This window comes from Parvimonas sp. KA00067, from assembly GCF_001553085.1.
GTDB lineage: Bacteria > Bacillota > Clostridia > Tissierellales > Peptoniphilaceae > Parvimonas > Parvimonas parva.
Window position 1 is genome coordinate 47033 of record NZ_KQ960141.1, and the last position, 24648, is coordinate 71680.

Sequence of the window (24648 nt, forward strand, 5' to 3'; positions counted from 1 at the left end):
TTTATGTGGCTAATTTATTCTTGCAATTTAGGTTCGCAATAAAAATTTATAATAACAATGAAAATTTTTATTATTTTGTTGAAAAAAACAAAAAAATATGTTAATATATATTTGATAAAGTTAATACTAAAGGGGAGCATTAATTTTTATAGTTAATGCTTAACTTTTTTGCTTAATGTGCGATAGGTATTATCTTTATCATAAGATGTTATTTTTAAGGAGGTGCTAAGTTATAAAAAAGTTATTTTCTTTTTTTCTAGTCCTTTGTAGTGTATTATTTGTATGTAATATTGGTAATGTTGATGCAAAAGTTGAAAAGAAAAAATATTCAAACTGGCAAGAAGTTGCTAAAGATATGCATATAAAATTTACAGAGGCTAAAGAGTATGCCGATAAAAAAGATTTGAAAAAGGCTTATGAAGCTGTAAATTCTGCTTATTTTGACTATTATGAAGTTCAAGGATTTGAAAAAAATGTTATGGTTGCAATTTCTAATAGCAGAGTAAATGAAATAGAGGCAATGTTTAGAGAAATCAAACATACTTTTTTAGGGAATTCAAGTGGTTCTATTGAAAAGACAAAAGCCTCAATAGACGAACTTGATATGAAAGTTTATAAAGATGCACTTGTTTTAGATAAGGTAATTCCAAAAAGTGCTCCGGATTCTGAAGGAAAAGTTGTATTCGGTAATGCTGAAGTTAAACAAGGTGATGAAAAAGCGAAGAATATTCAAGACTTTTTAACATCATTTGGTTTGATGCTTAGAGAGGGATTGGAGGCAATTTTAGTTTGTGTTGCAATTATTGCTTATCTTGTAAAAACAGGAAATAAACATCTTTGTAAAGCAGTTTACATAGGCATGGGTGCTGCTGTTTTATGTAGTTTTGGTTTAGCTATAATGATAAATTATTTATTAGGAGGAGTTGGACAAGAGCTACTTGAAGGTTGGACTATGTTCTTAGCAGTTATTGTTTTATTTTATGTTAGTAACTGGATTTTATCAAAATCTGAAGAAGAGGCATGGGAGAATTATATTCAGTCTAAAGTTCAAAAATCAATAGATAATAAAAGTAAGTGGACTTTAGTTTTTGCAGCTTTTTTAGCTGTATTAAGAGAAGGTGCAGAACTTATATTGTTCTATAAAGCTGCATTTTCAGGTGGGAGTAAAATTTTATATCCTGCAGGTGGTTTTTTAGCAGCGTCAGCTGTTTTGGTGATTGTATTTTTTGTTTTTAGATTTACATCTGTTAAATTACCACTTAAACCATTTTTCTTATTTACAAGTGTACTATTATATCTAATGTGTATCTCATTTATGGGAAAAGGAGTTATAGAATTAACTGAGGCTGGAGTTATTTCAGGTTCAACAGTTATACCTGCAATGCAAGGTTGGAGTATTCCAATTTTGAATATTTACGATAGAGCTGAAACTTTAATTCCACAAATTATGTTATTAATAATAACTGTTTGGATATTGGTAGGACATTATTCCAAATTAAGAAAAATTAAAAATGAAAGTTAATTATTCTAATAGTTTTTATTGGGATTTAAAAAACTTGTTGTTACAAAAAAATAAAAAATTAGGAGGATTTATTTTATGAAAAAGTCAAGAATGGTTGTAACATTAGCATTATTAGCATCAGTAGGTTTAGTAGGTTGTCAAAAAAATGATACTGGAAAAGTAAATGAATTACAAAAGTCAGTTGAAGAAAAAGACAAAAAAATTGCTGAATTAACTGAAAAGTTAAAAGAAGCTGGTGAAGAAGAGGAAGAAGAACCTGAAAAACCAGGTGAATCAGGATTTAAGGAAATCAATATTGGAGAAGAAAAAATTGTAGGACCTTTCCAAGTTGCTGCAGTTTATTTCCAAGGTGTTGATATGATTCCTGAAGGCAGACAACCAAGTGCTGCTGAATCAGATATGCATTTAGAAGCTGATATTCATTTAACTAAGGAAGCTGGTAAAAAATATGGTTTTGGTAATGGAAAAGATATTTGGCCAGCTTACTTAACAGTAAATTACAAAGTTTTATCAGAAGACGGAAAAGAAGTAACTGCTGGTTCAATGATGCCAATGAATGCTGATGACGGTGCTCACTACGGAGTAAATATCAAGAAAAATACTGTTAAAGTAGGAAAATATAAATTGGTTATTGAAATTCAACCATCAGCTGATTACTTATTACACACTGATGAAGAAACAGGTGTTCCTGTAATTAAAGATGGAGGAAAAGCTGCTGCATCTAAATATTATGAAAAACAAACTGTTGAATTCGAATGGAATTATACAGGAGAACAATTACAAAATAAATAATATTTAAATTTTAAATTTAATTTAATTATGACAAATAGGCAAATCCTCTCTTAAAAACTTAAGAGAGGTTTTGCCATATTATGAAATAATAAGAGCCACTCTTTGCTTTTTATCGTGAAATAGTGGATTCTTTTTAGAAGAGAGGTTTTATTTTGGGAAAATTTTATGTTGATGTAATTTTTGCTATATGCACATTTTCTTTTTTCTTTGCATTAGTTTTATCTTTTTTAAAGAAAAATATATCTTTGGCAAATAAAATAATTTCATTTTCAATCTTAGCTGTAGGAATTTTTTTAGGTTTATACATACATATTCTTAGAGTAAAGAATAAAAAGGAAATGGTGCACACAGTTGCAAAATTAAATAGATACGTCTTGGTATTATGTTTATTTATTTTTATTTTAATGAGTATTTCTTTAATAATAAGTTTTTTTGTAAAAAACAAAAAAATATCTAAAGTAATGAAATCTTTAGATTTAGCTTTTATGTTTACATCAATTTCTTGTATGCTTTACTTAATAATACCAAGACTTTTAACTCAAGCTATGGAGTTTATTGCATTTGGAGAGGACTCTGTAAGTACAATGACTTTATTTAGGGTTAGTGGCTATATTTTAGGTATTTTAACTGGAGTATTACTTGTTTTGGCATTGTATAAATTTTTAATAAGATGTAGTAAAAAACAATATTTTATAATTTTTACTCTAATTTTTATTAATACATTTTTAGAATATGCTTTAAGAGGAATTACTTCTATTGTTAGACTTAAACAATATTTGAAAAAAGACTTTAATATGGGACCGATTTTAACTGAAAATAGTAAAGTTTTTGGAATAAAGACTTTTGATTTGATGATTTTTGAAGATAAAAGTGATGTGTATTTCATAGCAATAGCCTTTGCTATTATATTTATAGGTGCTTTATATTTTGTTTATAAGAATTTTAAAGTTAAAGGTGAGTTTGAAAGTAAAGCAAGTTTAAGAAAAGAAAAGTGGAGATTAATTGTTAATAGAAGATGGGCATATTTTACAACTGTTTTATCTTTTGTTATGTTATTCTCTGTAACATACTTAAACTACCAACTTACAAAACCTGTTGAATTAACAGCAGCACAACCTTATAATGAAGAAGGAAACAATATTATTATTCCGTTAACTGATGTTGATGACGGACATTTACACAGATTTTCTTATAATAAAGATGGACATGATATTAGATTTATAGTTGTAAAAAAACCTAATAGTACTTCTTATGGGTTAGGTTTAGATGCTTGTCAAATCTGTGGGATTGCAGGATATTTTGAAAGAAAAGATGATATAGTTTGTAAAAGATGTGATGTTGTTATGAATAAGGCAACAATAGGTTTTAAAGGTGGTTGTAACCCAATTCCTTTTGAATATAAAATTGAAAATTCAAAGATTATAATTGATAAAAGTGTTTTAGATAAAGAAAAAGAAAGATTTCCAATAGGTGAATAATATGTTTTGGAGAATGGTTTTTGGAACTGTAATTAGACAAAGAAAAAAAATGTTTATGATTGCATTCACAGTTGCACTTGGTGTTTCACTTGCAACAGGAATGCTTAATGTAATGCTTGGCGTTGGAGATAAAGTAAATAAAGAGCTTAAAACTTACGGTGCAAATATAAATGTAGTTTCTAAAGAGGCATCTCTTATTTCTGATTTGTATGAAATGGAAAATTCTGAAACTGCAACAAGTGACAAGTATTTAAAGGAAGAAGATTTACCAAAGATTAAGCAAATATTTTGGGGATTTTCTATTGTTGATTTTACTCCTTATCTTGAAAAAACTGCAAAAGTAAATAATCAAAAGACTAAATTTATCGGAACTTGGTTTTCTAAACATATGGATTTATCAACCGGTGAAAAAATAGATACAGGTATGAAAAATCTTAAAAATTGGTGGAAAATAAATGGTGAATGGTTAAATGAGGACGATAACGATAGTGTTATGGTCGGTAGTCTTTTTGCTGGTAAAAATGGAATAAAAATTGGAGATAAAATTGAAGTTAGTAGTGGAAATAAAACTAATTCATATAAAGTAAAGGGAATTTTTGAGTCCGGTGGAAATGAAGATTTAAATATATTTTCTACTTTAAAGACTGCTCAGGATTTATTTGGTATTGAAGGAAAAATTTCAAATATAGAAGTTTCTGCTCTAACAACTCCGGATAATGATTTAGCTAAGAAAGCTACAAGAGACCCTAATAGTTTAACTCCTACTGAATATGAAACATGGTATTGTACTGCTTATGTAAGTTCTATTTGTTATCAAATTCAAGAAGTTGTAGAAGATAGTGTTGCTAAACCTATAAGACAGGTTGCTGAGTCGGAAGGCAAAATTTTGGATAAAACAAAATTACTTATGATTTTAATTACTGCGCTTGGTTCAATAGGTTCAGCTCTTGGAATTTCAAATCTTGTTACAGCTACTGTAATGGAAAAGAGTCAAGAAATTGGACTTATAAAGGCAATAGGTGGTTCTAATTTAAGAATTATGTTGCTTATACTGACTGAAACGGTTATAACCGGAATTATTGGTGGTATAGTAGGATATTTCATAGGACTTGGTTTTACTCAGATAATTGGTATTACTGTTTTTGGCTCATATATTGAACCTGCTGTTATGGTTATTCCGATAGATATTGCTTTAGTAATAGGAGTTTCTTTAATAGGAAGTATTCCAGCTATTCATTATCTATTTAAACTTAAACCGACAGAAGTTCTTCATGGAAGGTAGGATTGTAATGACTAAAAGAAAAATGTATTTAAAGATGATTTTAAGTTCTTTCGTTAGAAGAAAATCAAGAATGGTAGTAGCTCTTTTAGCAGTAATAATTGGAGCAACAATTATGTCCGGACTTATTACAATATATTTTGATATTCCTAGACAATTAGGAAAAGAGTTTAGGTCTTATGGAGCTAACTTTGTTTGTTTGCCTAATGAAGGGAAAATTAGTGAAGAAGATTATAATAAATTTAAAGAGCTTATAAAAGATAAAAAAGTTGTAGGGATTGCTCCTTATAGATATGAAACGACAAAGATAAATCAAAAGCCTTATATCCTTGCAGGTACTGAAATGGATGGTGCGAAGAAAAATAGTCCTTTTTGGTATATTGAGGGAGAATGGTCAACTAATAGTGATACAAATGAAGTTATGGTTGGAAAGGAAATTGCCAATACTTTAGGACTTTCAGTTGGAGATAAATTTAAAGTCACAGGGGTAAAGCATGGAAAAAGTGCCATCGCATCTGATGTAAACGACTCTGCTGAAAAAAGTAAAAATAAAGATACTGGTGATGATTTTTACGATGTAACTTTAACTGTAAAGGGAATTGTAACTACAGGTGGTAAAGAAGAATCTTTTATATTTCTTAATTTATCCAAACTTAATGAAATTGTTGAAGATAGTACAAAAATTGATTCTATCGAATGTAGTATTGAGGCAAATCATAATGAATTAGATAATTTGGCAAAAGATTTGAATGGAAAATTACCAAATGTTTTTGGTACGGCTGTAAAAAGAGTTACTCAATCTCAAGATACTGTTTTGAATAAATTAACAGCGCTTATATTGTTGGTAAATGTTGTAATTTTAGTTTTAACAACAATATCCGTTTCTACAACTATGATGGCAATAATCGCTGAAAGAAGAAAAGAAATCGGATTAAAAAAGGCACTTGGTGCTCATAATAAAGAGATAATAATGGACTTTATTGGAGAGAGTGTACTTCTTGGATTGATAGGAGGAATTGTAGGAGTTGGATTAGGCTTTGTATTTGCACAAAGAGTAAGTCTTAGCGTTTTTGGTAGGACAATTACATTCCAATATTTATTAATTCCTGTAATCGTGGTTGTTTCGGTATTAGTAACTACTGCTGGTTGTATATTACCGGTTAAAAAAGCTGTTGAAATTGACCCGGCTTTAGTATTAAAAGGAGAATAGACTATGGAAAATGATAAAGTAATATTAGAACTAAAAGATGTTTCTAAAATTTATGAGTCAGTTAATGCTCTTAGCAATATAAATTTAAAGGTAAAAAAAGGAGATTGGATTGCCATAATGGGTTCATCAGGCTCTGGAAAGACAACTATGATGAATATAATCGGTTGTATGGATAGACCGTCCAATGGACAAGTTTTAATTGACGGAGTTGATATTTCTAAAGAAAGTCAAAAAAATCTTACAAAGATTAGAAGAGAAAAGATTGGACTTGTTTTCCAACAATTCCATTTGATTAGTTATTTAACTGCTCTTGAAAATGTAATGGTTGCTCAATATTATCACAGTATGATTGATGAAAAAGAGGCTTTAGAGGCTCTTAGAAAGGTTGGTCTTGCAGATAGAGCAAAGCATTTGCCTAGTCAATTATCTGGTGGAGAACAACAAAGGGTTTGTATCGCAAGAGCTTTGATAAATAATCCTGAAATTATTTTAGCAGATGAACCGACTGGTAACTTAGATGAGGCAAATGAAATTATGGTCATAGATATTTTAAAGCAACTTCATAAAGAGGGAGCGACTATAATTGTTGTTACTCATGACCCTGAGGTTGGAGATGAGGCAATGAGAAAAATAACTTTAGATTATGGGAAAATTGTGGATGATAAATTATTGACAATCTAGTTGCTTGATGATATACTAAAAAACGTGATGATAGTATGTTATATAAAATTTTATTTCATCACGTTTTTAGTTAATTTAATTTTAAAATTTGAAGAACAATTTGTTTTATTTGGTGGTGGATATGAAAAAGAAAAATTTTAAATTAAGTACAATTCTAATTTTATTTACAATGTTTGTTACAGCTTGTGGTGGTAAAAAAGAATTGAAAGACGGAACGTTTGAAGGAAATTATAAAGATGACAGTTCTACTGTTAAAGTAGTTATTACTGTTAAAGATAAAAAAATTGTTGACTGTATTAGAGAAGAAAGAGATAATAAAACTAATAAGATAAAAGATGAAAGTTATGGTAAAGATGATGCAGATTTCAACTACAAACAAGCACAAAAAGCAGTAAAAAATAGTCAAGGATATGCTAAGAAATTAGTAGAAGTTCAAGATATTGATAAAGTTGATTCAGTTAGCGGAGCAACTGTTTCTTACAAGAGATTTAAGAGTGCAGTTAAGGACGCTTTGAATAAATAAATTTTTTTGATAGGAGGATTTTTTAATGAAAATCGTAAAAGAAAAATGTGTAAACATAGTAGTTTTAGTGCTAGGTATAATTTTGGCATTAACACCTTTTGTTATAGCTCCTGTTTGTCCGGCAATGGCAAATGGAATGAGAATGAGCTGTTATTATAGTGGATTGCTTGCTACTTATGTTGGAATTGGTATAGTTATTACCTCATTAATTTCAATTTTTGTAAATAATAAGGTTGTTAATATTGTTTTGAACATTGTTAATATACTTGCCGGACTTTCTGTTCACTTAATACCACATAAAATTATTAAAATTGTTATTGGGGCAAAAAAAGATGGAAGTCCAAAATTTATGGGATATTGTATGAAAGATACTATGAAATGTATTTCAAATCATACATTTACAATAGTTTCTGCTTTAGGAATTGCAATAGCTGTTATTTCACTTATTTATGTTTGTTACATTTTTATAAAAAGAGAAAATTAATTTAGATAAAAGAGAGTGTGGAAATGAGTAAAAAAATTGACGTTAAATTTTTAGCAAAAGAAAATATTAGAAAAAAACCACTTAGAAGTATTTCTTTGATTAGTATAATTGCTATTTTTGTTTTGTTTTTATTTTGTGGAACTATTTTATCATCAAGTATTTCAGGAGGAGTAAACAACCTTTCAAACAGACTTGGTGCAGATATTATTGTCGTTCCTGAAGGATACAAAGCAAATATTGAAAGTGTTTTATTAAAAGGTGAGCCAAGTGAATTTTATCTTCCAAATGATTCTTTAGAAAAAATAAAAAAAATAGAAGGTATAGAATCTATAACTCCTCAACTTTATGTAGCTACACTTTCAGCGTCTTGCTGTTCATATCCGGTTCAAATAATTGGGATAGATTATGAATCAGACTTTTTGATTAAGCCTTGGTTACAAAAAACTCTTAATCGTGAGTTAAAGGACGATGAAGTTATTGTTGGAAATCATATAGTTGGAGAAAAAAATTCTAAAGTTAAATTTTTTGAAGAAGAACTTGATATAGTCGGCAAGCTTGAACAAACAGGAATGGGTTTTGACGCAACAGTTTTTGTTAATATGAAAACAGCTAGAAAACTTGCAAAAGCAAGTGAAAGAATACAAAAAAATCCTGCATCTGAAGGAGAAAAAGTTTCTACTATTTTGTTAAAATTAAAGCCAAATTATAGCGCATCAGAAGTTTCAAACAAGATTATGAAAGAATATGCTAAAGATGGAATTTTTGCTATGTTTAGTAAAAAATTTGTAAATGAAGTTTCTTCAAACTTAAAAGTTATTTCAAGCTATATTTATATCTCAATAGCAATAATTTGGATAATGTCAATGATTCTTTTAGCTGTTGTATTCTCTGTTATACTTAATGAAAGAAAAAAAGAGCTTAGCATTTTAAGAGTTTTAGGAGCATCAAAGAAAAAGCTAGCTAGTATTATAATGTATGAATCATTATATATAGGATTTTACGGTTCAGTTCTTGGAATAGTTGTTGGAATGATTACAGTATTTTCATTAATACCAATAATTCAAAAGAATTTGAATTTACCATTTTTAACTCCTTCAATAATGAATTTGCTTTTGGTTTCATTATTTAGTTTATTTGTTGGAACAGTAGTAGGTTGCTTATCTTCAATAAATGCTACTAGAAAAATTAGTAAAACAGATGCTTACTTAACAATGAGGGAGAATGATTAATATGCTAAAGATTGAAAATTTATATAAAACTTATGTTAGAGCAAAAGAATTTAATGCTTTAGATGATGTTAATTTGGAAATAAATGATGGTGAATTTATTACAATTATTGGTAAATCCGGAAGTGGAAAATCAACTCTTCTAAATATAATTTCAGGAATATTAAGTCCAACAAGTGGGAAAGTATTTCTTGACGATAAGGAGATAAGTGCTCTTTCAGATGATGAAAAGTCATTTATAAGAAATGATTCAATAGGATTTGTTCCACAATCAACGGTAACATTATCAACACTTAATGTTTTGGACAATGTTTGTTTACCTTTCTTTTTAAGTAAAAGAGAAGGCGATGTTGTTGGACGTGGAAGATATCTTTTAAAAGAATTGGGAATAGAACATTTAGAAAATTCTTATCCAAGAGAACTATCAGGAGGAGAGCTTAGAAGAGTTACAATCGCAAGAGCTTTGATGAACCACCCAAAAGTAATTCTTGCAGATGAGCCGACTTCCGATTTGGATATTGAAAACACAAAAGAAGTTTTGGAAATTTTAAAGAAGATAAACAAGGACAATAACACTACAATCATACTTGTTACACACGACCTTGCTTGTTTAGAATATTCAGATAAAACATACACAATGTCCTCAGGAAAAATAACAGAAGGAAAAAATATTTAATATAATCTAAAAAACTGATTAATTTTGAATTAATCAGTCAGAGCACAGACAAAACTAATGCTTTGTCTGAGCTCTAAGTAGCGATTTAATCGCTACTTTTTTTGTTGAAAATTAGGTAAGGGTTGGTTCTTATTATTAAAAAAATTTGATTTTATGATATACTTGTGGAGTATATTTTAAAATCACATAAAACTAATTTTTAAAAATTTTTTTATTGTAAAAACAATCTAAAATACTTGACATTGTAATGTCTTTATGTTATTATCTTATGTGGAATATGATGTATAGTTATGTTCAAATTTGGTTTTCAAGGAGGTGTTTCCATGAGAGATAAAGTTGTATTAGCATGTACAGAATGCAAAAACAGAAACTACAATACTAAGAAAAACAAGAAAGTTACTACTAACAGAATTGAGTTAAACAAATATTGTAAGTTTTGTAAAAAACACACTCTTCACAGAGAAACAAAATAGTTAGGAAATGGAGGAGAGTAGTATGGCAAAAACTACTGAACAAAAGCAAGCAAAGTCTAGCTTTATGCGTGGAGTTCGTCATGAATTCAAAAAAATTGTTTGGCCTTCTAAAAAAAGTGTTTTTTATTACAGCCTTGCAGTAGTTGCAATATCTATAATCAGCTCAACTATAATTTGGGGATTAGATAATGTATTAAAAAGATTGTTAGGTTTAATTATCCATTAATTATTAAGGAGGGAAGGACTTTAGTCCGCTTTATATGACAACAGAAGAATTAAAGGATATTAAAGAAAAAGAGGCCAGATGGTATGTAGTACATACATATTCTGGACACGAAAACAAAGTGAAGGCTAATATCGAAAAATTAGTTATTAATCGTGGTAATGACATTGATATATTTGAAGTTGTTGTTCCAACGGTTAAGGAAGAAACAGAAACTGGAAAGATTAAAGAAAGACAATTATTTCCGGGATATGTTTTAGTAAAAATGATAATCACAGATATTTCTTGGTATTTAGTTAGAAATACTAGAGGGGTAACTGGATTTGTTGGTTCAGGGAATAAACCTGTGCCATTATCAGAACAAGAAGTTGAGGCTTTAGGAGTTTCAACAAAACCATATAATGATGTGGATATAAACGAAGGGGATTCTATTACAATTATAGATGGGGCATTTAAAGATTTAACTGCTAAGGTAATAGAGGTATCTCCAGAAAATGGTAAATTAAAAGCTTTCGTTTCTTTATTTGGAAGAGATACACTTGCTGAATTAGACTTTAGCGACGTTGTAAAAAATTAAATTTGAAGATAATTTGAAATATTCAAAACAGAGATATACGAGAGTGGGAGGGGTTTAGCACCCGAAAACCACATTAGTTTTTAAGGAGGAACTATAAAATGGCTAAAAAAGTACAAGCATTAGTAAAATTACAAATTCCAGCAGGAAAGGCAACACCTGCTCCACCAGTAGGTACTGCACTTGGACCTCATGGTGTAAATATAATGCAATTTACAAAAGAATTTAACGCAAGAACAGCTGACCAAGTTGGTTTAATTATTCCAGTTGTGTTGACTGTTTACCAAGATAGATCATTTACATTCATCACTAAGACTCCACCAGTACCTGTATTAATTAAGAAAAAATTAGGTATTGAATCAGGTTCAAAAGTACCAAACAGAGATAAAGTTGGTAATTTAACTAAAGAACAAGTTAGAGAAATAGCAGAAGTTAAAATGCCAGACTTAAATGCAGCAAGCATTGAATCAGCTATCAGTATGGTTAAAGGTACTGCTAGAAGTATGGGAATAACTGTAGAAGAGTAATATTAAGTGGGAGCAAAATAAGCGAACACCACAAGGAGGATATAAATGAAAAAAGGTAAAAAATATTTAGAAAGTTTAAAATTAATAGACAAAACAAATTTATACGATTTAAAAGAAGCATGTGATTTAGCGATTAAAACTTCAACTGCAAAGTTTGATGAAACAGTAGAATTACATGTTAAGTTAGGTGTTGACTCAAGACACGCTGACCAACAAGTTAGAGGTACAGTAGTATTACCTCATGGAACTGGTAAAACTTTAAGAGTTTTAGTTTTATGTAAAGAAAACAAAGCTCAAGAAGCTAAAGATGCCGGTGCTGATTATGTTGGTGGAGATGATTACATTCAAAAAATTCAAAATGAAAACTGGTTTGAATTTGACGTAATTGTTGCAACTCCTGATATGATGGGTGTTGTTGGTAGAATTGGTAAAGTTTTAGGACCTAAAGGTTTAATGCCAAACCCTAAATCAGGAACAGTTACATTTGATGTAGCTAATGCTATTAAAGAAATTAAAGCTGGTAAAGTAGAATACAGAGTTGATAAAGCTAATATCGTTCACTGTCCTGTAGGAAAAGTTTCTTTCGGAGCAGAAAAGATTGAAGAAAACTTAAGAACATTAATTTCTGCTATTATTAAAGCTAAACCAGCTGCGGCAAAAGGAAAATATTTAAGATCAGTTTCTATTGCTACAACAATGGGACCTGGAATTAAATTAGCTTCTACAAGATTAGGAGAATAATTATATTAAGACACCTTAGGGTGTCTTTTTTTTATGTGAAAATTTTAGATGATGATTTTAGTATGAAAACATTATTAAAAAATGTATTTTAAATTTATCAAAAAGTTTTTTGGAAAATATTCTTTTTATATATGGACTTTTCTATATTTTTTTGATATAATCTAAATTAAAGAATTAAAAAATAAAGGAGGAAAATATGTTAAAGGAAAAGGTTGTAGTTAATTCAGAGATTGGACTTAATGCTAGAGTAGCTTCTATGTTTTTACGAAATTCAGTAAAATTCAATTCAGATATTATTTTAATAAAAGATAATAATAGATATAATGGAAAAAGTATTTTAAGTATTTTATCCATGCAAGTAGGAAATGGGGAAGAGATAGAAATAGAAATAACGGGAGATGACGAGAAACAAGCAATAGTTTGTTTAACAGCTTTCTTTAAACAAGACTTGAGAGAGTATTATACTATTTAATCTGCATATAAATTAAATATAGTAAAAAAATTTCTGCTAAGATAACTTAAATTAATTTAAATTTATATCATAAAAAAATCCCTAAAAAGGGATTTTCAGACTGATGACAAAACTAATGCTTTGTCTGCAATCTAATACTGGTTAACCCAGTATTTTTTTTGCCCATATTTTGTGTCTTATTACTATTAGATAGATATAGTATTGTATTTTAAATGAATATATTTTAAAAATAATTTAGATTTTTTATATAAAAATTTTTTATTAATAATATAAAAAATTAGTAAAAAATATTTTTTAGTTTTATACAATGTTTTTTTGAAAAAAATTTTTAATTTTTTTGTTTTGATAAAAATTTAAGTTTTTGTATTGTCTATTAAACTAAATTAAATTTAATTGTTATTAAAATTATCAAAATAGCCGTTTAGATAAAATATTTCTTTTGAAAAAACGTCAAAATTTTTAATACTTCATAACCTAAATGCTTGAAAAATCTTATAAATTTTGCTATACTTTAAGTGAGAGAAAGTCTGATTACTGACTATATTTCACAAAGAATAACCGTATATTAGTTATATACTAGAATGAGTACATATTTATATTTTTAGACTTTACAATTTAATACTTAATGTTTAAAAAAACATATACTATTTATTTTTTATATTCTTTATATGGTTTTTCTAAACTTTTTAAAAGGAGGCAAATTATGGCTTTTGTTTTTAATGTTGAAGAAAATCAAGACAAGATAAATGAACTTTGTGAATTTATCGATAAGAAAAAAGACATTCCCGGAGCGTTGATGCCGGTTTTACAGGAAGCTCAAAGTATTTTTGGTTATCTTCCAGAAGAAATTATGGATTTGATAGCAAAGAGAATGAAGATATTTCCTGCTAAAGTTTTTGGAGTGGCGACTTTTTATTCACAATTTTCATTCATTCCAAAAGGTAAGTACCAAGTTTCTGTTTGTATGGGAACTGCTTGCTATGTAAAAGGTGCTCAAGAAATTTTAGACGAGTTCTGCGATAGAATAGGGGTAGCTGTTGGTGGAACAAGTGAAGATTTAAAATTCTCTGTGGCTCAAACTCGTTGTATCGGGGAATGTAACTTAGCTCCTGTAGTTACAATAAATGAAGATGTTTATGCTTATATTAAAAAGGCAGACATTAGAAGAATAATGAGAAAGTATAAATAGGGGTGATTTTATGATAAAGACTGAAGTTGATATGAAATTATTAGATACTATCAAAGAAGAAAACTATCCTCTATTGATTGAAAGGTTAAAACAAGAACCTGATAAGTACATAATTGACGAAAATGGTATTCGTCTAAAAGGGGAGTTTTTTGAAAAACAAACTAGAATTGCTTTAAAGAATTTTGGTATTGTTGACGAACATAGTGTAAAAGAATATGTTGCTTTAGGTGGTTACTATGCTTTAGCTAAAGTTATTAGTAGTTGTACTCCTGAAGATGTAGTTAATGAAATGAAAAATTCAGGTCTTAGAGGACGTGGTGGTGCAGGTTTCCCTACTGGTAGAAAGTGGGAAGGTGCTATGCAACAACCTGCAGGGCAAAAATATGTTGTATGTAATGCCGATGAAGGTGACCCTGGTGCATTCATGGATAGGTCTATCCTTGAAGGCGACCCACATTCAGTATTGGAAGGAATGGCAATCTGTGGTTATGCAATAGGGGCTGATAGAGGTTTTATTTACGTTAGAGCTGAATATCCTAAGGCTGTTGTAAACTTAAGAGAGGCTATTAAAAAAGCTGAAGATGAAAATCTTCTTGGCGATAATATTATGGGAACAGATTTTAATTTCCATATTGAATTAAGACTTGGTGCCGGAGCGTTTGTTTGTGGTGAAGGTACTGCTCTTATTGAATCTATTGAAGGTAAACGTGGTATGCCTAGAACTAAGGTTTACAGAACAACTGTTAAAGGTTTATTCCAAAAACCTACAGTTTTAAATAATGTTGAAACTTTTGCAAATGTTCCACAAATTTTGGATAAGGGTTCTGATTGGTATAGATCAATCGGAACAGAAGATAGTTCAGGAACTAAGGTATTTGCTCTTGTAGGTAAGGTTGCAAATGCAGGTCTTGTTGAAGTTCCTATGGGTACTACTATTAATGAAATTGTATATGGTATCGGTGGTGGTACCGGTAATGATAAAAAAGTAAAAGCTGTACAAACTGGTGGACCATCAGGTGGTTGTATTCCGACTGATTACTTTGATACTCCGGTAGATTTCGGTTCTCTTGCGAAAATCGGTTCTATTATGGGTTCAGGTGGTATGGTTGTTATGGACGAAACTGACTGTATGGTTGACATCGCTAGATTTTTCTTGGACTTTACTGTTGAAGAATCTTGTGGTAAATGTGTTCCTTGTAGAGAAGGTACAAAGAGAATGTTAGAATTATTGGAAAAAATAACTTCCGGTAAAGGTGAAGACGGAGATATTGAAAGACTTGAAGACCTTTCAGAAACTATTACTGTTGCATCTCTTTGTGGTCTTGGACAAACTGCTGCAAACCCAGTAGTAAGTACGCTTCATTATTTTAGAAATGAGTATGAGGCTCATATTTATGATAAGAAATGTCCTGCCGGAGTTTGTCAATCACTTCTTGAGTTCTTTATTACAGACAAATGTGTTGGCTGTACTAAATGTGCTAAAGCTTGTCCAGTTGACTGTATTACTGGTGTTCAAAAGGAATTACATGTTATTGAACCTTCTAAATGTGTTAAATGTGGCTCTTGTGAAGATGCCTGTCCAGTTAATGCTATAATCAGAAGATAGGTTCAGGAGGTATATTATGGCTAATATGATTAATTTAACTATAAATGGCAAAAATGTTAGTGTTGAAAAAGGAACTACTATCATTGAGGCTGCTAAAAAAGTTGGAGTTGATATTCCTAACTTGTGTTATGAAAAAAGCCTTACCGCCTTTGCCGGTTGTAGAATGTGTGTTGTAGAAATTGAAGGAAGTAGAAAGTTAGAAACTGCTTGTTCTACACTTGCTAAAGAAGGTATGGTTGTTAATACTGAAAGTGAAAAATTAACAAAAATAAGAAGAAATATTTTAGATTTACTATTCTCTAATCACCCAAGTGATTGTTTGACTTGTGAGATGGTTGGAAATTGTAAATTACAAGAATATTGTTATAGATATGGAATGAAAGAAGGTACTTGGATTGGTGAAGTTCAAAATCATGAAATTGATGCTAACAATCCTGTTATGATTAGAAATCAAAACAAATGTATCCTTTGTGGTAAATGTGTTAGAGTTTGTCAAGACGTTCAAATTACAGGTGCTATTGATTTTGTAGATAGAGGTTTTGCCGCTCGTATAGGAACACATAAAAATTTAGATTTAAATACAGAAAATTGTAGATTCTGTGGACAATGTATCAGTGTTTGTCCAACAGGTGCTTTACTTAATAAGCAATTAATGGGAACTAGACCATGGGAAATTAAAAAAGTTAGAACAACTTGTCCTTTCTGTGGTACTGGTTGTAACTTTGATTTAAATGTTAATACTAGAACTGGAAAAGTTATTGGTGTTACTCCAAATGAAGATTCTCCTATAAATGGAACACAACTTTGTGTTAAAGGAAGATTTCATGTTGACTTAATCAATAGTAAAGATAGACTTACTGACCCATTGATTAAAAGAAATGGTGTTTTTGAAAAAGCAACTTGGGATGAAGCACTTAGTTTAATTGTTGATAAGTTTAACGAAATAAAACAAAATTATGGTCCGGATGCTATTGCTGGATTATCTTCTGCTAGAACTTGTAATGAAGATAACTATACATTCCAAAAGATGATGCGTGTGGCTGTTGGAACAAACAACGTTGACCACTGTGCGAGAACCTGACATGCTCCTACAGTTGCAGGTCTTGCAACAACACTTGGAGAAGGAGCAATGACAAACACCGTTAATGAAGTTTTTGATACAGATTTAATGTTTGTTATTGGGTCAAACTCAACAGAAGCCCACCCTATAATTGGAAATAAAATGCAACAATCTCACAGAAAAGGAACTAAACTTATAGTTGTTGATCCTAGAAAAACTGAGATTGCAAGAGAAGCAGACTTACACCTTTCTTTAAAATCAGGTACAGATGCTGCCTTAATAAATGGAATGTTACATATCATCATAAAAGAAGAACTTTATGATAAAGAATATGTAAAAGAAAGAGTTGAAGGCTTTGAAAATGTTAAAGAAATTGTAGAAAAGTACACTCCTGAACTTGTAAGTAAAATTACAACTCTTCCAGTTGAACAAATTTATAAAGCTGCAAGGATGTTCGCAGGAGTAAATGTTGCTGCAATTTACTATACACTTGGAATAACAGAACATACAACAGGTACTTCTAATGTAATGAATCTTTCAAACCTTGGACTTGTTTGTGGATATATCGGTAAAAAAGGTGGCGGTATAAACCCAATGCGTGGCCAAAACAATGTACAAGGAGCATGTGATGTGGCAGCTCTTCCAAATTATTATCCTGGATATAGAAAAGTTGTTGAAGAAAAAGATGCTTTATTATTTGAAGAAATTTGGGGAACTAAATTAAATAGAAAATTAGGTCTTAGAATTCCAGAAATGTTAGATGAAGCTGTTGAAGGAAAACTTAAAGCGATGTATGTAATGGGAGAAGATCCAATACTTTCAGACCCTGATGCAAACCATGTTAAACATGCTATGGGTAATTTGGACTTTTTAGTAGTTCAAGATATTAACTTAACTGAAACTGCAAAAATTGCAGATGTTGTATTACCAGCTACATGTTATGCAGAAAAAGATGGAACATTTACAGCTTCTGAAAGAAGATTACAAAGAGTTAGAAAAGCTGTTGACGCTCCGGGACAAGCTCGTGTTGACTGGGAAATATTAGCTGATATAGCAAGAAGACTTGGAGCTAAGGGATTTGATTTTAAAACATCAGAAGATGTATTTAATGATATAAGAAAAGCAATGCCTACATACAGAGGTATAACTTATGATAGAATAGATAAAGAAAATGGTATTCAATGGCCATGCTATGATGAAAATGATCCAGGAACACCATATTTACACAAAGGTAAATTTGTGAGAGGGCCTAAAGCTCTTATGGTACCAGTTGAATATGAAGGACCAAAAGAACTTGAAAACGAAGAATATCCTATCATTCTTACAACAGGTAGAGTATTATATCATTACAATGTAATGACAAGATATTCAAATGCATTAGATTCTATTCAACCTCATGAATTGATTGAAATTTCAAAAGAAGATGCTGAAAAACATGATATAGAAAATGGAGATTTTGTTAGAGTAACTTCAAGAAGAGGAAGCGTTGTTGGTAGAGCTAAAATTACAGACAGAGTAAAAGAAGGACTTATGTATATGACTTTCCACTTCTCTGAAACTCCGGTTAACCAACTAACAAGTTCACACTATGATCCAATCTCAAAAACTGCAGAATATAAAGTAACTGCTGTTAATATCAAGAAAGTAAATAAACTTGATAAAGGATTGGAAAGCGAAAAATTCATTGACTTAAATGAATTGGTTGAAGAAATAGTTTAATTGAAAAGTATTAAAAGTTGAAGACTTGTTCTTCAACTTTTTTTATGTTTAAATCTGTTTTTTGTTGAAACTTGTGTAGATTTGATATATACTTATAGTAATATATTTATTTTTATTTGAGGAGAAAATTATGAATAAGATTTTATTAGTTGAAGATGAAGATAATATTAGATTATTTACAAAAATAAATCTTGAAAGAGAAGGTTTTGAAGTTTTAGAGGCTGAAAGTGGAGAAAAGGGTGTAGAACTTGCTTTAAAATACAATCCACAAGTTGTTATTTTGGATATAATGTTACCAGGAATAGACGGTTTTGAAGTTTGTAAAATTTTAAGAGAAAAACTTCCTAAGATTGGTATAATAATGCTTACCGCAAAAACTCAAGATGTTGATAGAATTAATGGATTAGAAAATGGTACTGATGATTATTTAAGCAAACCATTTAATCCGGTTGAGCTTATTTTGAGAATTAAATCTTTGATAAGACGTATAGATTCAATCCAAAATAATAGTGATTTAATTAATATTTATCCTTTTAAATTGGATTTGTATTCTAAAACTTTTTATAAAGAAGGTAAAGAAATAGAACTTACACCAACAGAACTTGCAATGGTTACTATTTTTGTTTCTAATCCGGGAAGAGCATTTTCAAGAAATGAACTTTTGAATATGACTTGGGGTGAAGATTTCGAAGGGGATATTAAAATAGTAGATGTTAATATAAGACGTCTTAGAGCTAAGATTGAAGATAATTCAAGTAAACCAAAGTATATTGAAACTGTTTGGGGGACGGGTTATAGATGGAATTCAAACTAAGATATGGTAAATTAGTTGAAAAATTTAGTAATCTTAAGGAACTTTTTTTGAAGAAATCTTTAAGAATTAGAATAATGACTCAATTTTTCTGGATTATTGCTTTAATTGTAATATTTTTTGAAATTTTTTTAGTCTTTACAATAAAAAATTATTATTATTCCGGAGTTACAGGAATCATTCAAAGTCAGGCAAAATATAGTGCGAAGTTATATGAAATTCATTTGGCTAATTCCAGTCTGTCTGAGTTGGTTTTAGATGATTCTGAAGAGTTTTATAGTGAAGTAAATGCAGAAGTTCAGATTTTGAATAACTCAGGGAAAGTACTATTGGATACTGTTAATGGCAATGAGATAGGAAAAGTTTTAACAAGTGGCGATGTTGATTCTGCTAAAAATGGAAGTAATGGTTCTAGTATTTATAAAAATTTAATTTCTAAAAATAATGAATTAGCTGTATCTATTCCACTTAATAATGGTAGTGAACAGATTGGTATTGCAAGATTTATAATATCAATGGAAAATATAGATAATATGATTACTCAAAGATATCTGGTATTTTTCTTGTTTGGATTTTTTGTTTTAGTTATCGCTATAAGTATAAGTATTTTTATGAGTGGTAAAATAGTTTATCCTATTCAAAAACTTACTAATGTAGCTTTGAACTTGGCTGATGGTAGGCTACACGAAAAAGCCGATGAAGTTGGGGATTATGAGATTTCTCAACTTGGAAGTACAATGAATTTAATGAGTGAAAACTTGATTAAAAAAGAACAACTTAAAAAGGACTTTATTTCAAGTATTTCCCATGAGCTTAGAACTCCTCTAACTGTAATAAAAGGTTGGGCTTTTACTTTACAATCTGAGGCTAAAGGGAATAAACTTTTAGAGGATGGGTTGATTATCATAGAAAAAGAAAGTGATAGACTTGGTAATATGGTTACTGAGCTTTTGGACTTCTCAGAACTTAGTAGTGGAAGACTCATAATGAATAAGGAATTGTTAGACCTTAATGAACTTGGTTTATTTATAAATAAACAATTAATGCCAAAATCTAGTGCTAAAAATATAGATATGATTTTAAATTATGATGAGTCTAATAGTGTAATGGTTATGGCTGATAGGGATAGAATTAAGCAAGTCCTTATAAATATTTTAGATAATGCTTTGAAATTTACTGATGAGGGTGGAGTTGTTTTAACTGATATAAAGATTGAAGGTGAAAAGGCTGTTGTTGAAGTTATAGACAATGGTTGTGGTATCTCGGAAGAAGAAATTTCTTTAGTAACAGGAAAATTTTATAAAGGGTCAAACAGCAATTCGCATACAGGTCTTGGCTTATCTATTTGTGAAGAAATCGTTAAAGCTCATAATGGTAATTTGATTATAAGAAGTGTTTTAGAAAAGGGAACAGTAGTTAGGGTTGAGTTACCACTTGAAAAAGGAGATATTCAAAATGAAACATAAAAAATTAATACTTAGCAGTATAGGAATAAGCTTATTGGGATTAATTGTTTTACTGTTTTTCGTTTTAAGAGGTAATTTTTTTAAATATACAGATATAAACTCTATGATTTCAGAGCCAAAGTCTGATTCACTTTTGATATCCGGTACTTGGAAGTTGGAGTCAGTTACCACTATAAGCGACGGAAGTGAATCTACAAGTGAAGATGATAAATTGTATGTTAGCAAAAATTTTGTTTCTTTTGAAAAAATTTCTACAAATAATCCTAAGTTTAAATTTAGAAGATTGAATTTTAAAAATTATTTATTGTATAACGGGGTTATTACTGATAAAATTAAAATTGATTCAGACGAAGTTACCGTTGTTTCTATAAGAGATGAAAAAAACTTTTATAAAGAATTTATTGTTATAGATGAAAATAAAATTTCTACAATTTACAATAAGAAATATTATGTTTTTGAAAGAGTTTCTTTTGATGTTGAAGAAAATTTGATTGGAGATTCCAGTATGGAAGATGTTTCTAAGAAAAAAGATATATCTTTTTTGATAGGTCTTAAAAGTGTAGGAACGGGTAATGTCGATTATGAAACTTTGTTAATTAGAAAAAATGGAGAAAAAAAGATAACTATAAACAAGGTATCAGGGCTATTTATAAATAATAAAAATAAATTTTTTATAGCTAATTCGGTTGGAGATAAAATTTATATTTCTGATGATTATGTAAATAATTCTGAAAAAAAGATATTGGATATAAAAAATGCTACTATAAATTTTTTAAGTGAAAATTATATAAGTGTTGAATCTTTCAATACAGATATGAGCAAAAAAAATTATTCTATATATAATATCAATAGCTTGTCTGATGAAAATAAAATTTCAATAAAAGATATTGCTGGAGATAGAGGAGAACAGGCATATTTTAATAAGATAAGAAAGCTTGGGTATTCAAGTGAAAATATAACTTCTTTTGATATGCGAAATTTTGGAGTTAAGAGAAATAATTTTAGCTGGGTTTTTAAAGGTATTTTAAATAATTATTCACATAATAATTTTATCTCTAGTGAGATTAATTTAGATTTAATACCTAAAGTTAATATTTTTTTGAATAAATCGAGTAAAATTTCAAAAATAAAAGTAAAAGAAAAGACTCAAAATGTTTTAGATTATTTTATTTCTCCTGATGAAAGTATGATAGTAATTTTGACTGCAGATGATATATCCGTATATGAGATAAAAAATCAGAAAATCGAAACTTTGCCAATTTCTACAATTAGCTTAAATAGTAGAAGAGAAGTTGTTAATTTTCAATGGGAAAGTGCGATTAGTAGTGAATTAACTTATAATGAATTTTTAAAAATTAAACAATTAGAATTGAAAAAAACTATATAAAAAATCTCTATGAATAATATAGAGATTTTTTTGTTATAATATTTTGTTCTTAAATTGAATTTATGTCTAATCCTTTTTTTAATTCATTTATTTCTTCCACCATAAAGTCTTTAAATATTTTATTTACATTTGAAAATTGTAAATTCTTATTGTAAACAAAATAGAATTTTCTATTTAAATAAATATTTTTTATATTTAAAATTTTAACCTTATCTTTGAAAGGAGAAATATTTAACATTCTTTGAGAAACGAATCCACTTCCAACGCCTTTTGTTACAAGTTCTAAAATTGTGTTTGTATCGTGAATTATGGCAACACTATTTGAAATTACATTTAATGCATTATTTCTCTTCAACTCATCTTCTACTATTTGTCTAGTACCTGAACCTATTTCTCTTAAAATAATTTTATCATTCTTTAAATCGTCAATACTTATTACTGAATAATTTTTTAAATCAGGATATGCGTCTTTATTAACAACATACACTATGTGGTCATCCATAATTTGAGTGTAAATCAATTTAGGGTTAGATATTTTCAATCCAACTATACCAAAATCTGTTTCTCCAACTAAAATGCTGTCTATTACAGTTCTAGAATCATCATTACTTATATTAAACGAAATATCAGGAAATGAATTTGAAAATTTTTCAATTAAATCCGGTAATATAATCTTTCTTGGAACAGAAGACACACAGATATTTAAAGTTCCCTTTAGGTTTTGTGAATATATATCTAAATCTCTTATAATTTCGTCATAAGAAGATAATATATTAAGAGCATGTTTATATACTATACTTCCTGCTTGAGTTAGAGTAACACTTCTTCTAGTTCTAACAAAAAGGGAAGTATTAAGTTCTGATTCAAGTGCTTGTATATGATTTGTTACAGACGGTTGAGTTATGTATAAAACATCGGCTGTTTTAGTAAAAGATTTTGTTTTAACTATTGTAATAAAAGTTTCTAACTGTTTAAAATCCATAATATCCTCCATAAAATACATATTAAATTTATAATATATATATTTTTATTTATTATAACATTTTTTTAACAAAAAGTAAATATTAATAAAATATAATGAATTTATTGAGAATGTTTTTGATAAAATGTTGAAGTTTCAATCTTTGTATATTAAAGATAAATTTTATTTAAAAATTTACAGAAAACGTGTTGACTTAAGAAATAAAATATGTTAATATATCTTTGTTAGGGGGTATGTAAAATGTTTTCAAACGAGAATATAAAGAAAGTTGATCCAAGTATTGCTGAAATATTGGATAAAGAGTACGAAAGACAAAATAGTCATATTGAATTAATAGCATCTGAAAATTGGGTAAATGATGCGATTTTAGAGGCAGCTGGAAGTATATTAACTAATAAATATGCTGAAGGATATCCTGGAAAAAGATATTACGGTGGTTGTGAAGTAGTAGATGATGCAGAAAGATTAGCTATTGAAAGAGTTAAAGAACTTTATGGTTGTGAATATGCAAACGTTCAACCTCATTCAGGTTCTCAAGCTAACTTTGCAGCATTTTTTGCTATTTTAAATCCTGGTGATACTTACATGGGTATGAATTTAAACCATGGTGGACATTTAACACATGGAAATCCTATTAACTATTCAGGAAAGATATATAATCCAGTTCCTTATGAAGTTGATGAAAATGGATATATAGATTATGATGAAGTTTTAAGAATTGCAAAAGAATGCAAACCTAAATTAATTTTAGCTGGAGCATCTGCTTATGCAAGAAAAATAGATTTTAAAAAGTTTAGAGAAATTTGTGATGAAGTAGGAGCAGTATTAATGGTAGATATGGCTCATATAGCAGGACTTGTTGCTGCGGGATTACATGAATCACCAATTCCTTATGCTGACGTAGTTACTTCTACAACACATAAGACATTAAGAGGACCAAGAGGTGGACTTATTTTAGCAAGTGCTGCTGCAAACGAAAAATTCAATTTCAATAGAGCGGTATTCCCTGGCTCACAAGGAGGACCATTACTACACATTATAGCTGCAAAAGCGATTGCTTTTAAACAAGCATTAGAACCTGAATTTAAAGAATATCAAAAACAAGTTTTAAAGAATGCTCAAGCATTAGCAAAAGGTTTAATGGATAGAGGAATTAAACTTGTATCAAACGGAACAGACAATCATTTAATGTTAGTTGATTTAAGAGATTGTGATATGAGTGGTAAAGAATTAGAAAAAGCATTAGACTCTGTTCATATTACTTGTAATAAAAATACAATTCCAAATGATCCTAGATCACCATTTGTTACAAGCGGTATAAGACTTGGAACTCCTGCTATTACTACAAGAGGCTTAAAAGAGGCTGAAATGGATTTAATAGCAGAAGCAATCGCTGGAGTTATTAAAAATGGAGAAGAAGGTAAAACAAGGGCATTAGAAATAGTTAATGAATTAACTAAGAGATTCCCTCTAAAATAGTATCATTAATATAAAAAAATAAAACGTCTTAATAGGCGTTTTATTTTTTTAAAAAATTATATTAGATT

24 protein-coding genes are annotated in these 24648 nt (G+C 29.3%); 23 read left to right on the top strand and 1 reads right to left on the bottom strand.

The window, feature by feature from the left end:
• Positions 1-355 precede the first annotated feature (355 nt).
• The 22 genes from HMPREF3181_RS00810 (at position 356) to HMPREF3181_RS00920 (ending at position 22119) form a co-directional block, all read left to right on the top strand.
• A complete protein-coding gene (locus HMPREF3181_RS00810) occupies positions 356-1522 on the top strand; it encodes an FTR1 family iron permease (RefSeq protein WP_082713856.1) in 1167 nt (388 codons plus the stop codon).
• A 75-nt stretch (positions 1523-1597) separates the two neighbouring features.
• Entirely contained in the window at positions 1598-2314 is a 717-nt protein-coding gene (locus tag HMPREF3181_RS00815) for an iron transporter (RefSeq protein WP_068472061.1), read from the top strand.
• A gap of 152 nt (positions 2315-2466) precedes the next feature.
• Complete coding sequence (locus HMPREF3181_RS00820; RefSeq protein WP_231723238.1) at positions 2467-3792, top strand: Fe-S-containing protein; 1326 nt, start codon at positions 2467-2469, stop codon at positions 3790-3792.
• A 1-nt stretch (position 3793) separates the two neighbouring features.
• Positions 3794-5074, top strand: coding sequence for an ABC transporter permease (locus HMPREF3181_RS00825; protein ID WP_068472065.1), 1281 nt, complete (start codon positions 3794-3796; stop codon positions 5072-5074).
• Between the two features lie 7 nt (positions 5075-5081).
• Entirely contained in the window at positions 5082-6281 is a 1200-nt protein-coding gene (locus tag HMPREF3181_RS00830; protein ID WP_068472483.1) for an ABC transporter permease, read from the top strand.
• A 3-nt stretch (positions 6282-6284) separates the two neighbouring features.
• Entirely contained in the window at positions 6285-6962 is a 678-nt protein-coding gene (locus tag HMPREF3181_RS00835) for an ABC transporter ATP-binding protein (RefSeq protein WP_068472067.1), read from the top strand.
• A gap of 121 nt (positions 6963-7083) precedes the next feature.
• Positions 7084-7485 (top strand): FMN-binding protein, encoded by a 402-nt coding sequence (locus HMPREF3181_RS00840; protein ID WP_068472069.1) that lies wholly within the window; start codon positions 7084-7086, stop codon positions 7483-7485.
• Between the two features lie 25 nt (positions 7486-7510).
• Complete coding sequence (locus HMPREF3181_RS00845) at positions 7511-7969, top strand: DUF4418 family protein (RefSeq protein WP_068472071.1); 459 nt, start codon at positions 7511-7513, stop codon at positions 7967-7969.
• Positions 7970-7992: 23 nt separating this feature from the next.
• Positions 7993-9198 carry an ABC transporter permease gene (locus HMPREF3181_RS00850; protein ID WP_068472073.1) on the top strand — a complete coding sequence of 402 codons (1206 nt, stop codon included), beginning with the start codon at positions 7993-7995 and terminating at the stop codon, positions 9196-9198.
• A 1-nt stretch (position 9199) separates the two neighbouring features.
• On the top strand, positions 9200-9871 hold the full coding sequence (locus tag HMPREF3181_RS00855; RefSeq protein ID WP_068472485.1) for an ABC transporter ATP-binding protein: 672 nt from the start codon (positions 9200-9202) through the stop codon (positions 9869-9871).
• A gap of 323 nt (positions 9872-10194) precedes the next feature.
• Complete coding sequence (rpmG, locus tag HMPREF3181_RS00860) at positions 10195-10344, top strand: 50S ribosomal protein L33 (protein ID WP_009372623.1); 150 nt, start codon at positions 10195-10197, stop codon at positions 10342-10344.
• Between the two features lie 22 nt (positions 10345-10366).
• Positions 10367-10570, top strand: coding sequence for a preprotein translocase subunit SecE (gene secE, locus HMPREF3181_RS00865; RefSeq protein ID WP_068472075.1), 204 nt, complete (start codon positions 10367-10369; stop codon positions 10568-10570).
• A 34-nt stretch (positions 10571-10604) separates the two neighbouring features.
• On the top strand, positions 10605-11144 hold the full coding sequence (nusG, locus tag HMPREF3181_RS00870) for a transcription termination/antitermination protein NusG (RefSeq protein ID WP_068472077.1): 540 nt from the start codon (positions 10605-10607) through the stop codon (positions 11142-11144).
• A 98-nt stretch (positions 11145-11242) separates the two neighbouring features.
• Entirely contained in the window at positions 11243-11668 is a 426-nt protein-coding gene (rplK, locus tag HMPREF3181_RS00875; RefSeq protein ID WP_068472079.1) for a 50S ribosomal protein L11, read from the top strand.
• 45 nt (positions 11669-11713) lie between these two features.
• Entirely contained in the window at positions 11714-12409 is a 696-nt protein-coding gene (gene rplA / locus HMPREF3181_RS00880) for a 50S ribosomal protein L1 (protein WP_068472081.1), read from the top strand.
• 196 nt (positions 12410-12605) lie between these two features.
• Positions 12606-12881 (top strand): HPr family phosphocarrier protein, encoded by a 276-nt coding sequence (locus tag HMPREF3181_RS00885; protein WP_068472083.1) that lies wholly within the window; start codon positions 12606-12608, stop codon positions 12879-12881.
• Between the two features lie 703 nt (positions 12882-13584).
• Positions 13585-14070 (top strand): NADH-quinone oxidoreductase subunit NuoE family protein, encoded by a 486-nt coding sequence (locus HMPREF3181_RS00890; RefSeq protein WP_068472085.1) that lies wholly within the window; start codon positions 13585-13587, stop codon positions 14068-14070.
• A gap of 10 nt (positions 14071-14080) precedes the next feature.
• A complete protein-coding gene (locus tag HMPREF3181_RS00895; RefSeq protein ID WP_068472087.1) occupies positions 14081-15676 on the top strand; it encodes an NADH-ubiquinone oxidoreductase-F iron-sulfur binding region domain-containing protein in 1596 nt (531 codons plus the stop codon).
• Between the two features lie 25 nt (positions 15677-15701).
• A complete protein-coding gene (gene fdhF / locus HMPREF3181_RS07430) occupies positions 15702-18455 on the top strand; it encodes a formate dehydrogenase subunit alpha (protein WP_082713865.1) in 2754 nt (917 codons plus the stop codon).
• 130 nt (positions 18456-18585) lie between these two features.
• The gene (locus tag HMPREF3181_RS00910; protein ID WP_068472091.1) at positions 18586-19269 is read left to right on the top strand and encodes a response regulator transcription factor; all 684 of its coding nucleotides are present in this window, start codon (positions 18586-18588) and stop codon (positions 19267-19269) included.
• A complete protein-coding gene (locus HMPREF3181_RS00915) occupies positions 19254-20732 on the top strand; it encodes a sensor histidine kinase (RefSeq protein ID WP_068472094.1) in 1479 nt (492 codons plus the stop codon). Before HMPREF3181_RS00910 ends, HMPREF3181_RS00915 begins: the two co-directional genes overlap by 16 nt.
• On the top strand, positions 20722-22119 hold the full coding sequence (locus HMPREF3181_RS00920; protein WP_068472096.1) for a hypothetical protein: 1398 nt from the start codon (positions 20722-20724) through the stop codon (positions 22117-22119). Before HMPREF3181_RS00915 ends, HMPREF3181_RS00920 begins: the two co-directional genes overlap by 11 nt.
• Positions 22120-22168: 49 nt before the next feature.
• Here the strand turns inward: HMPREF3181_RS00920 and HMPREF3181_RS00925 are convergent, their stop codons facing one another.
• Entirely contained in the window at positions 22169-23101 is a 933-nt protein-coding gene (locus HMPREF3181_RS00925) for a selenium metabolism-associated LysR family transcriptional regulator (RefSeq protein ID WP_068472099.1), read from the bottom strand.
• A 240-nt stretch (positions 23102-23341) separates the two neighbouring features.
• Between HMPREF3181_RS00925 and glyA the strand changes: the two genes are divergently transcribed.
• Positions 23342-24580, top strand: a complete 1239-nt coding sequence (gene glyA / locus HMPREF3181_RS00930) for a serine hydroxymethyltransferase (RefSeq protein ID WP_068472101.1) — start codon at positions 23342-23344, stop codon at positions 24578-24580.
• Positions 24581-24648: the final 68 nt, after the last annotated feature.

Coding starts and splice junctions, on each gene's coding strand:
- HMPREF3181_RS00810 (WP_082713856.1), top strand. CDS start 356: ATGCATATAAAATTTACAGAGGCTAAAGAGTATGCCGATAAAAAAGAT.
- HMPREF3181_RS00815 (WP_068472061.1), top strand. CDS start 1,598: ATGAAAAAGTCAAGAATGGTTGTAACATTAGCATTATTAGCATCAGTA.
- HMPREF3181_RS00825 (WP_068472065.1), top strand. CDS start 3,794: ATGTTTTGGAGAATGGTTTTTGGAACTGTAATTAGACAAAGAAAAAAA.
- HMPREF3181_RS00830 (WP_068472483.1), top strand. CDS start 5,082: ATGACTAAAAGAAAAATGTATTTAAAGATGATTTTAAGTTCTTTCGTT.
- HMPREF3181_RS00835 (WP_068472067.1), top strand. CDS start 6,285: ATGGAAAATGATAAAGTAATATTAGAACTAAAAGATGTTTCTAAAATT.
- HMPREF3181_RS00840 (WP_068472069.1), top strand. CDS start 7,084: ATGAAAAAGAAAAATTTTAAATTAAGTACAATTCTAATTTTATTTACA.
- HMPREF3181_RS00845 (WP_068472071.1), top strand. CDS start 7,511: ATGAAAATCGTAAAAGAAAAATGTGTAAACATAGTAGTTTTAGTGCTA.
- HMPREF3181_RS00850 (WP_068472073.1), top strand. CDS start 7,993: ATGAGTAAAAAAATTGACGTTAAATTTTTAGCAAAAGAAAATATTAGA.
- HMPREF3181_RS00855 (WP_068472485.1), top strand. CDS start 9,200: ATGCTAAAGATTGAAAATTTATATAAAACTTATGTTAGAGCAAAAGAA.
- rpmG (WP_009372623.1), top strand. CDS start 10,195: ATGAGAGATAAAGTTGTATTAGCATGTACAGAATGCAAAAACAGAAAC.
- secE (WP_068472075.1), top strand. CDS start 10,367: ATGGCAAAAACTACTGAACAAAAGCAAGCAAAGTCTAGCTTTATGCGT.
- nusG (WP_068472077.1), top strand. CDS start 10,605: ATGACAACAGAAGAATTAAAGGATATTAAAGAAAAAGAGGCCAGATGG.
- rplK (WP_068472079.1), top strand. CDS start 11,243: ATGGCTAAAAAAGTACAAGCATTAGTAAAATTACAAATTCCAGCAGGA.
- rplA (WP_068472081.1), top strand. CDS start 11,714: ATGAAAAAAGGTAAAAAATATTTAGAAAGTTTAAAATTAATAGACAAA.
- HMPREF3181_RS00885 (WP_068472083.1), top strand. CDS start 12,606: ATGTTAAAGGAAAAGGTTGTAGTTAATTCAGAGATTGGACTTAATGCT.
- HMPREF3181_RS00890 (WP_068472085.1), top strand. CDS start 13,585: ATGGCTTTTGTTTTTAATGTTGAAGAAAATCAAGACAAGATAAATGAA.
- HMPREF3181_RS00895 (WP_068472087.1), top strand. CDS start 14,081: ATGATAAAGACTGAAGTTGATATGAAATTATTAGATACTATCAAAGAA.
- HMPREF3181_RS00910 (WP_068472091.1), top strand. CDS start 18,586: ATGAATAAGATTTTATTAGTTGAAGATGAAGATAATATTAGATTATTT.
- HMPREF3181_RS00915 (WP_068472094.1), top strand. CDS start 19,254: ATGGAATTCAAACTAAGATATGGTAAATTAGTTGAAAAATTTAGTAAT.
- HMPREF3181_RS00920 (WP_068472096.1), top strand. CDS start 20,722: ATGAAACATAAAAAATTAATACTTAGCAGTATAGGAATAAGCTTATTG.
- HMPREF3181_RS00925 (WP_068472099.1), bottom strand. CDS start 23,101: ATGGATTTTAAACAGTTAGAAACTTTTATTACAATAGTTAAAACAAAA.
- glyA (WP_068472101.1), top strand. CDS start 23,342: ATGTTTTCAAACGAGAATATAAAGAAAGTTGATCCAAGTATTGCTGAA.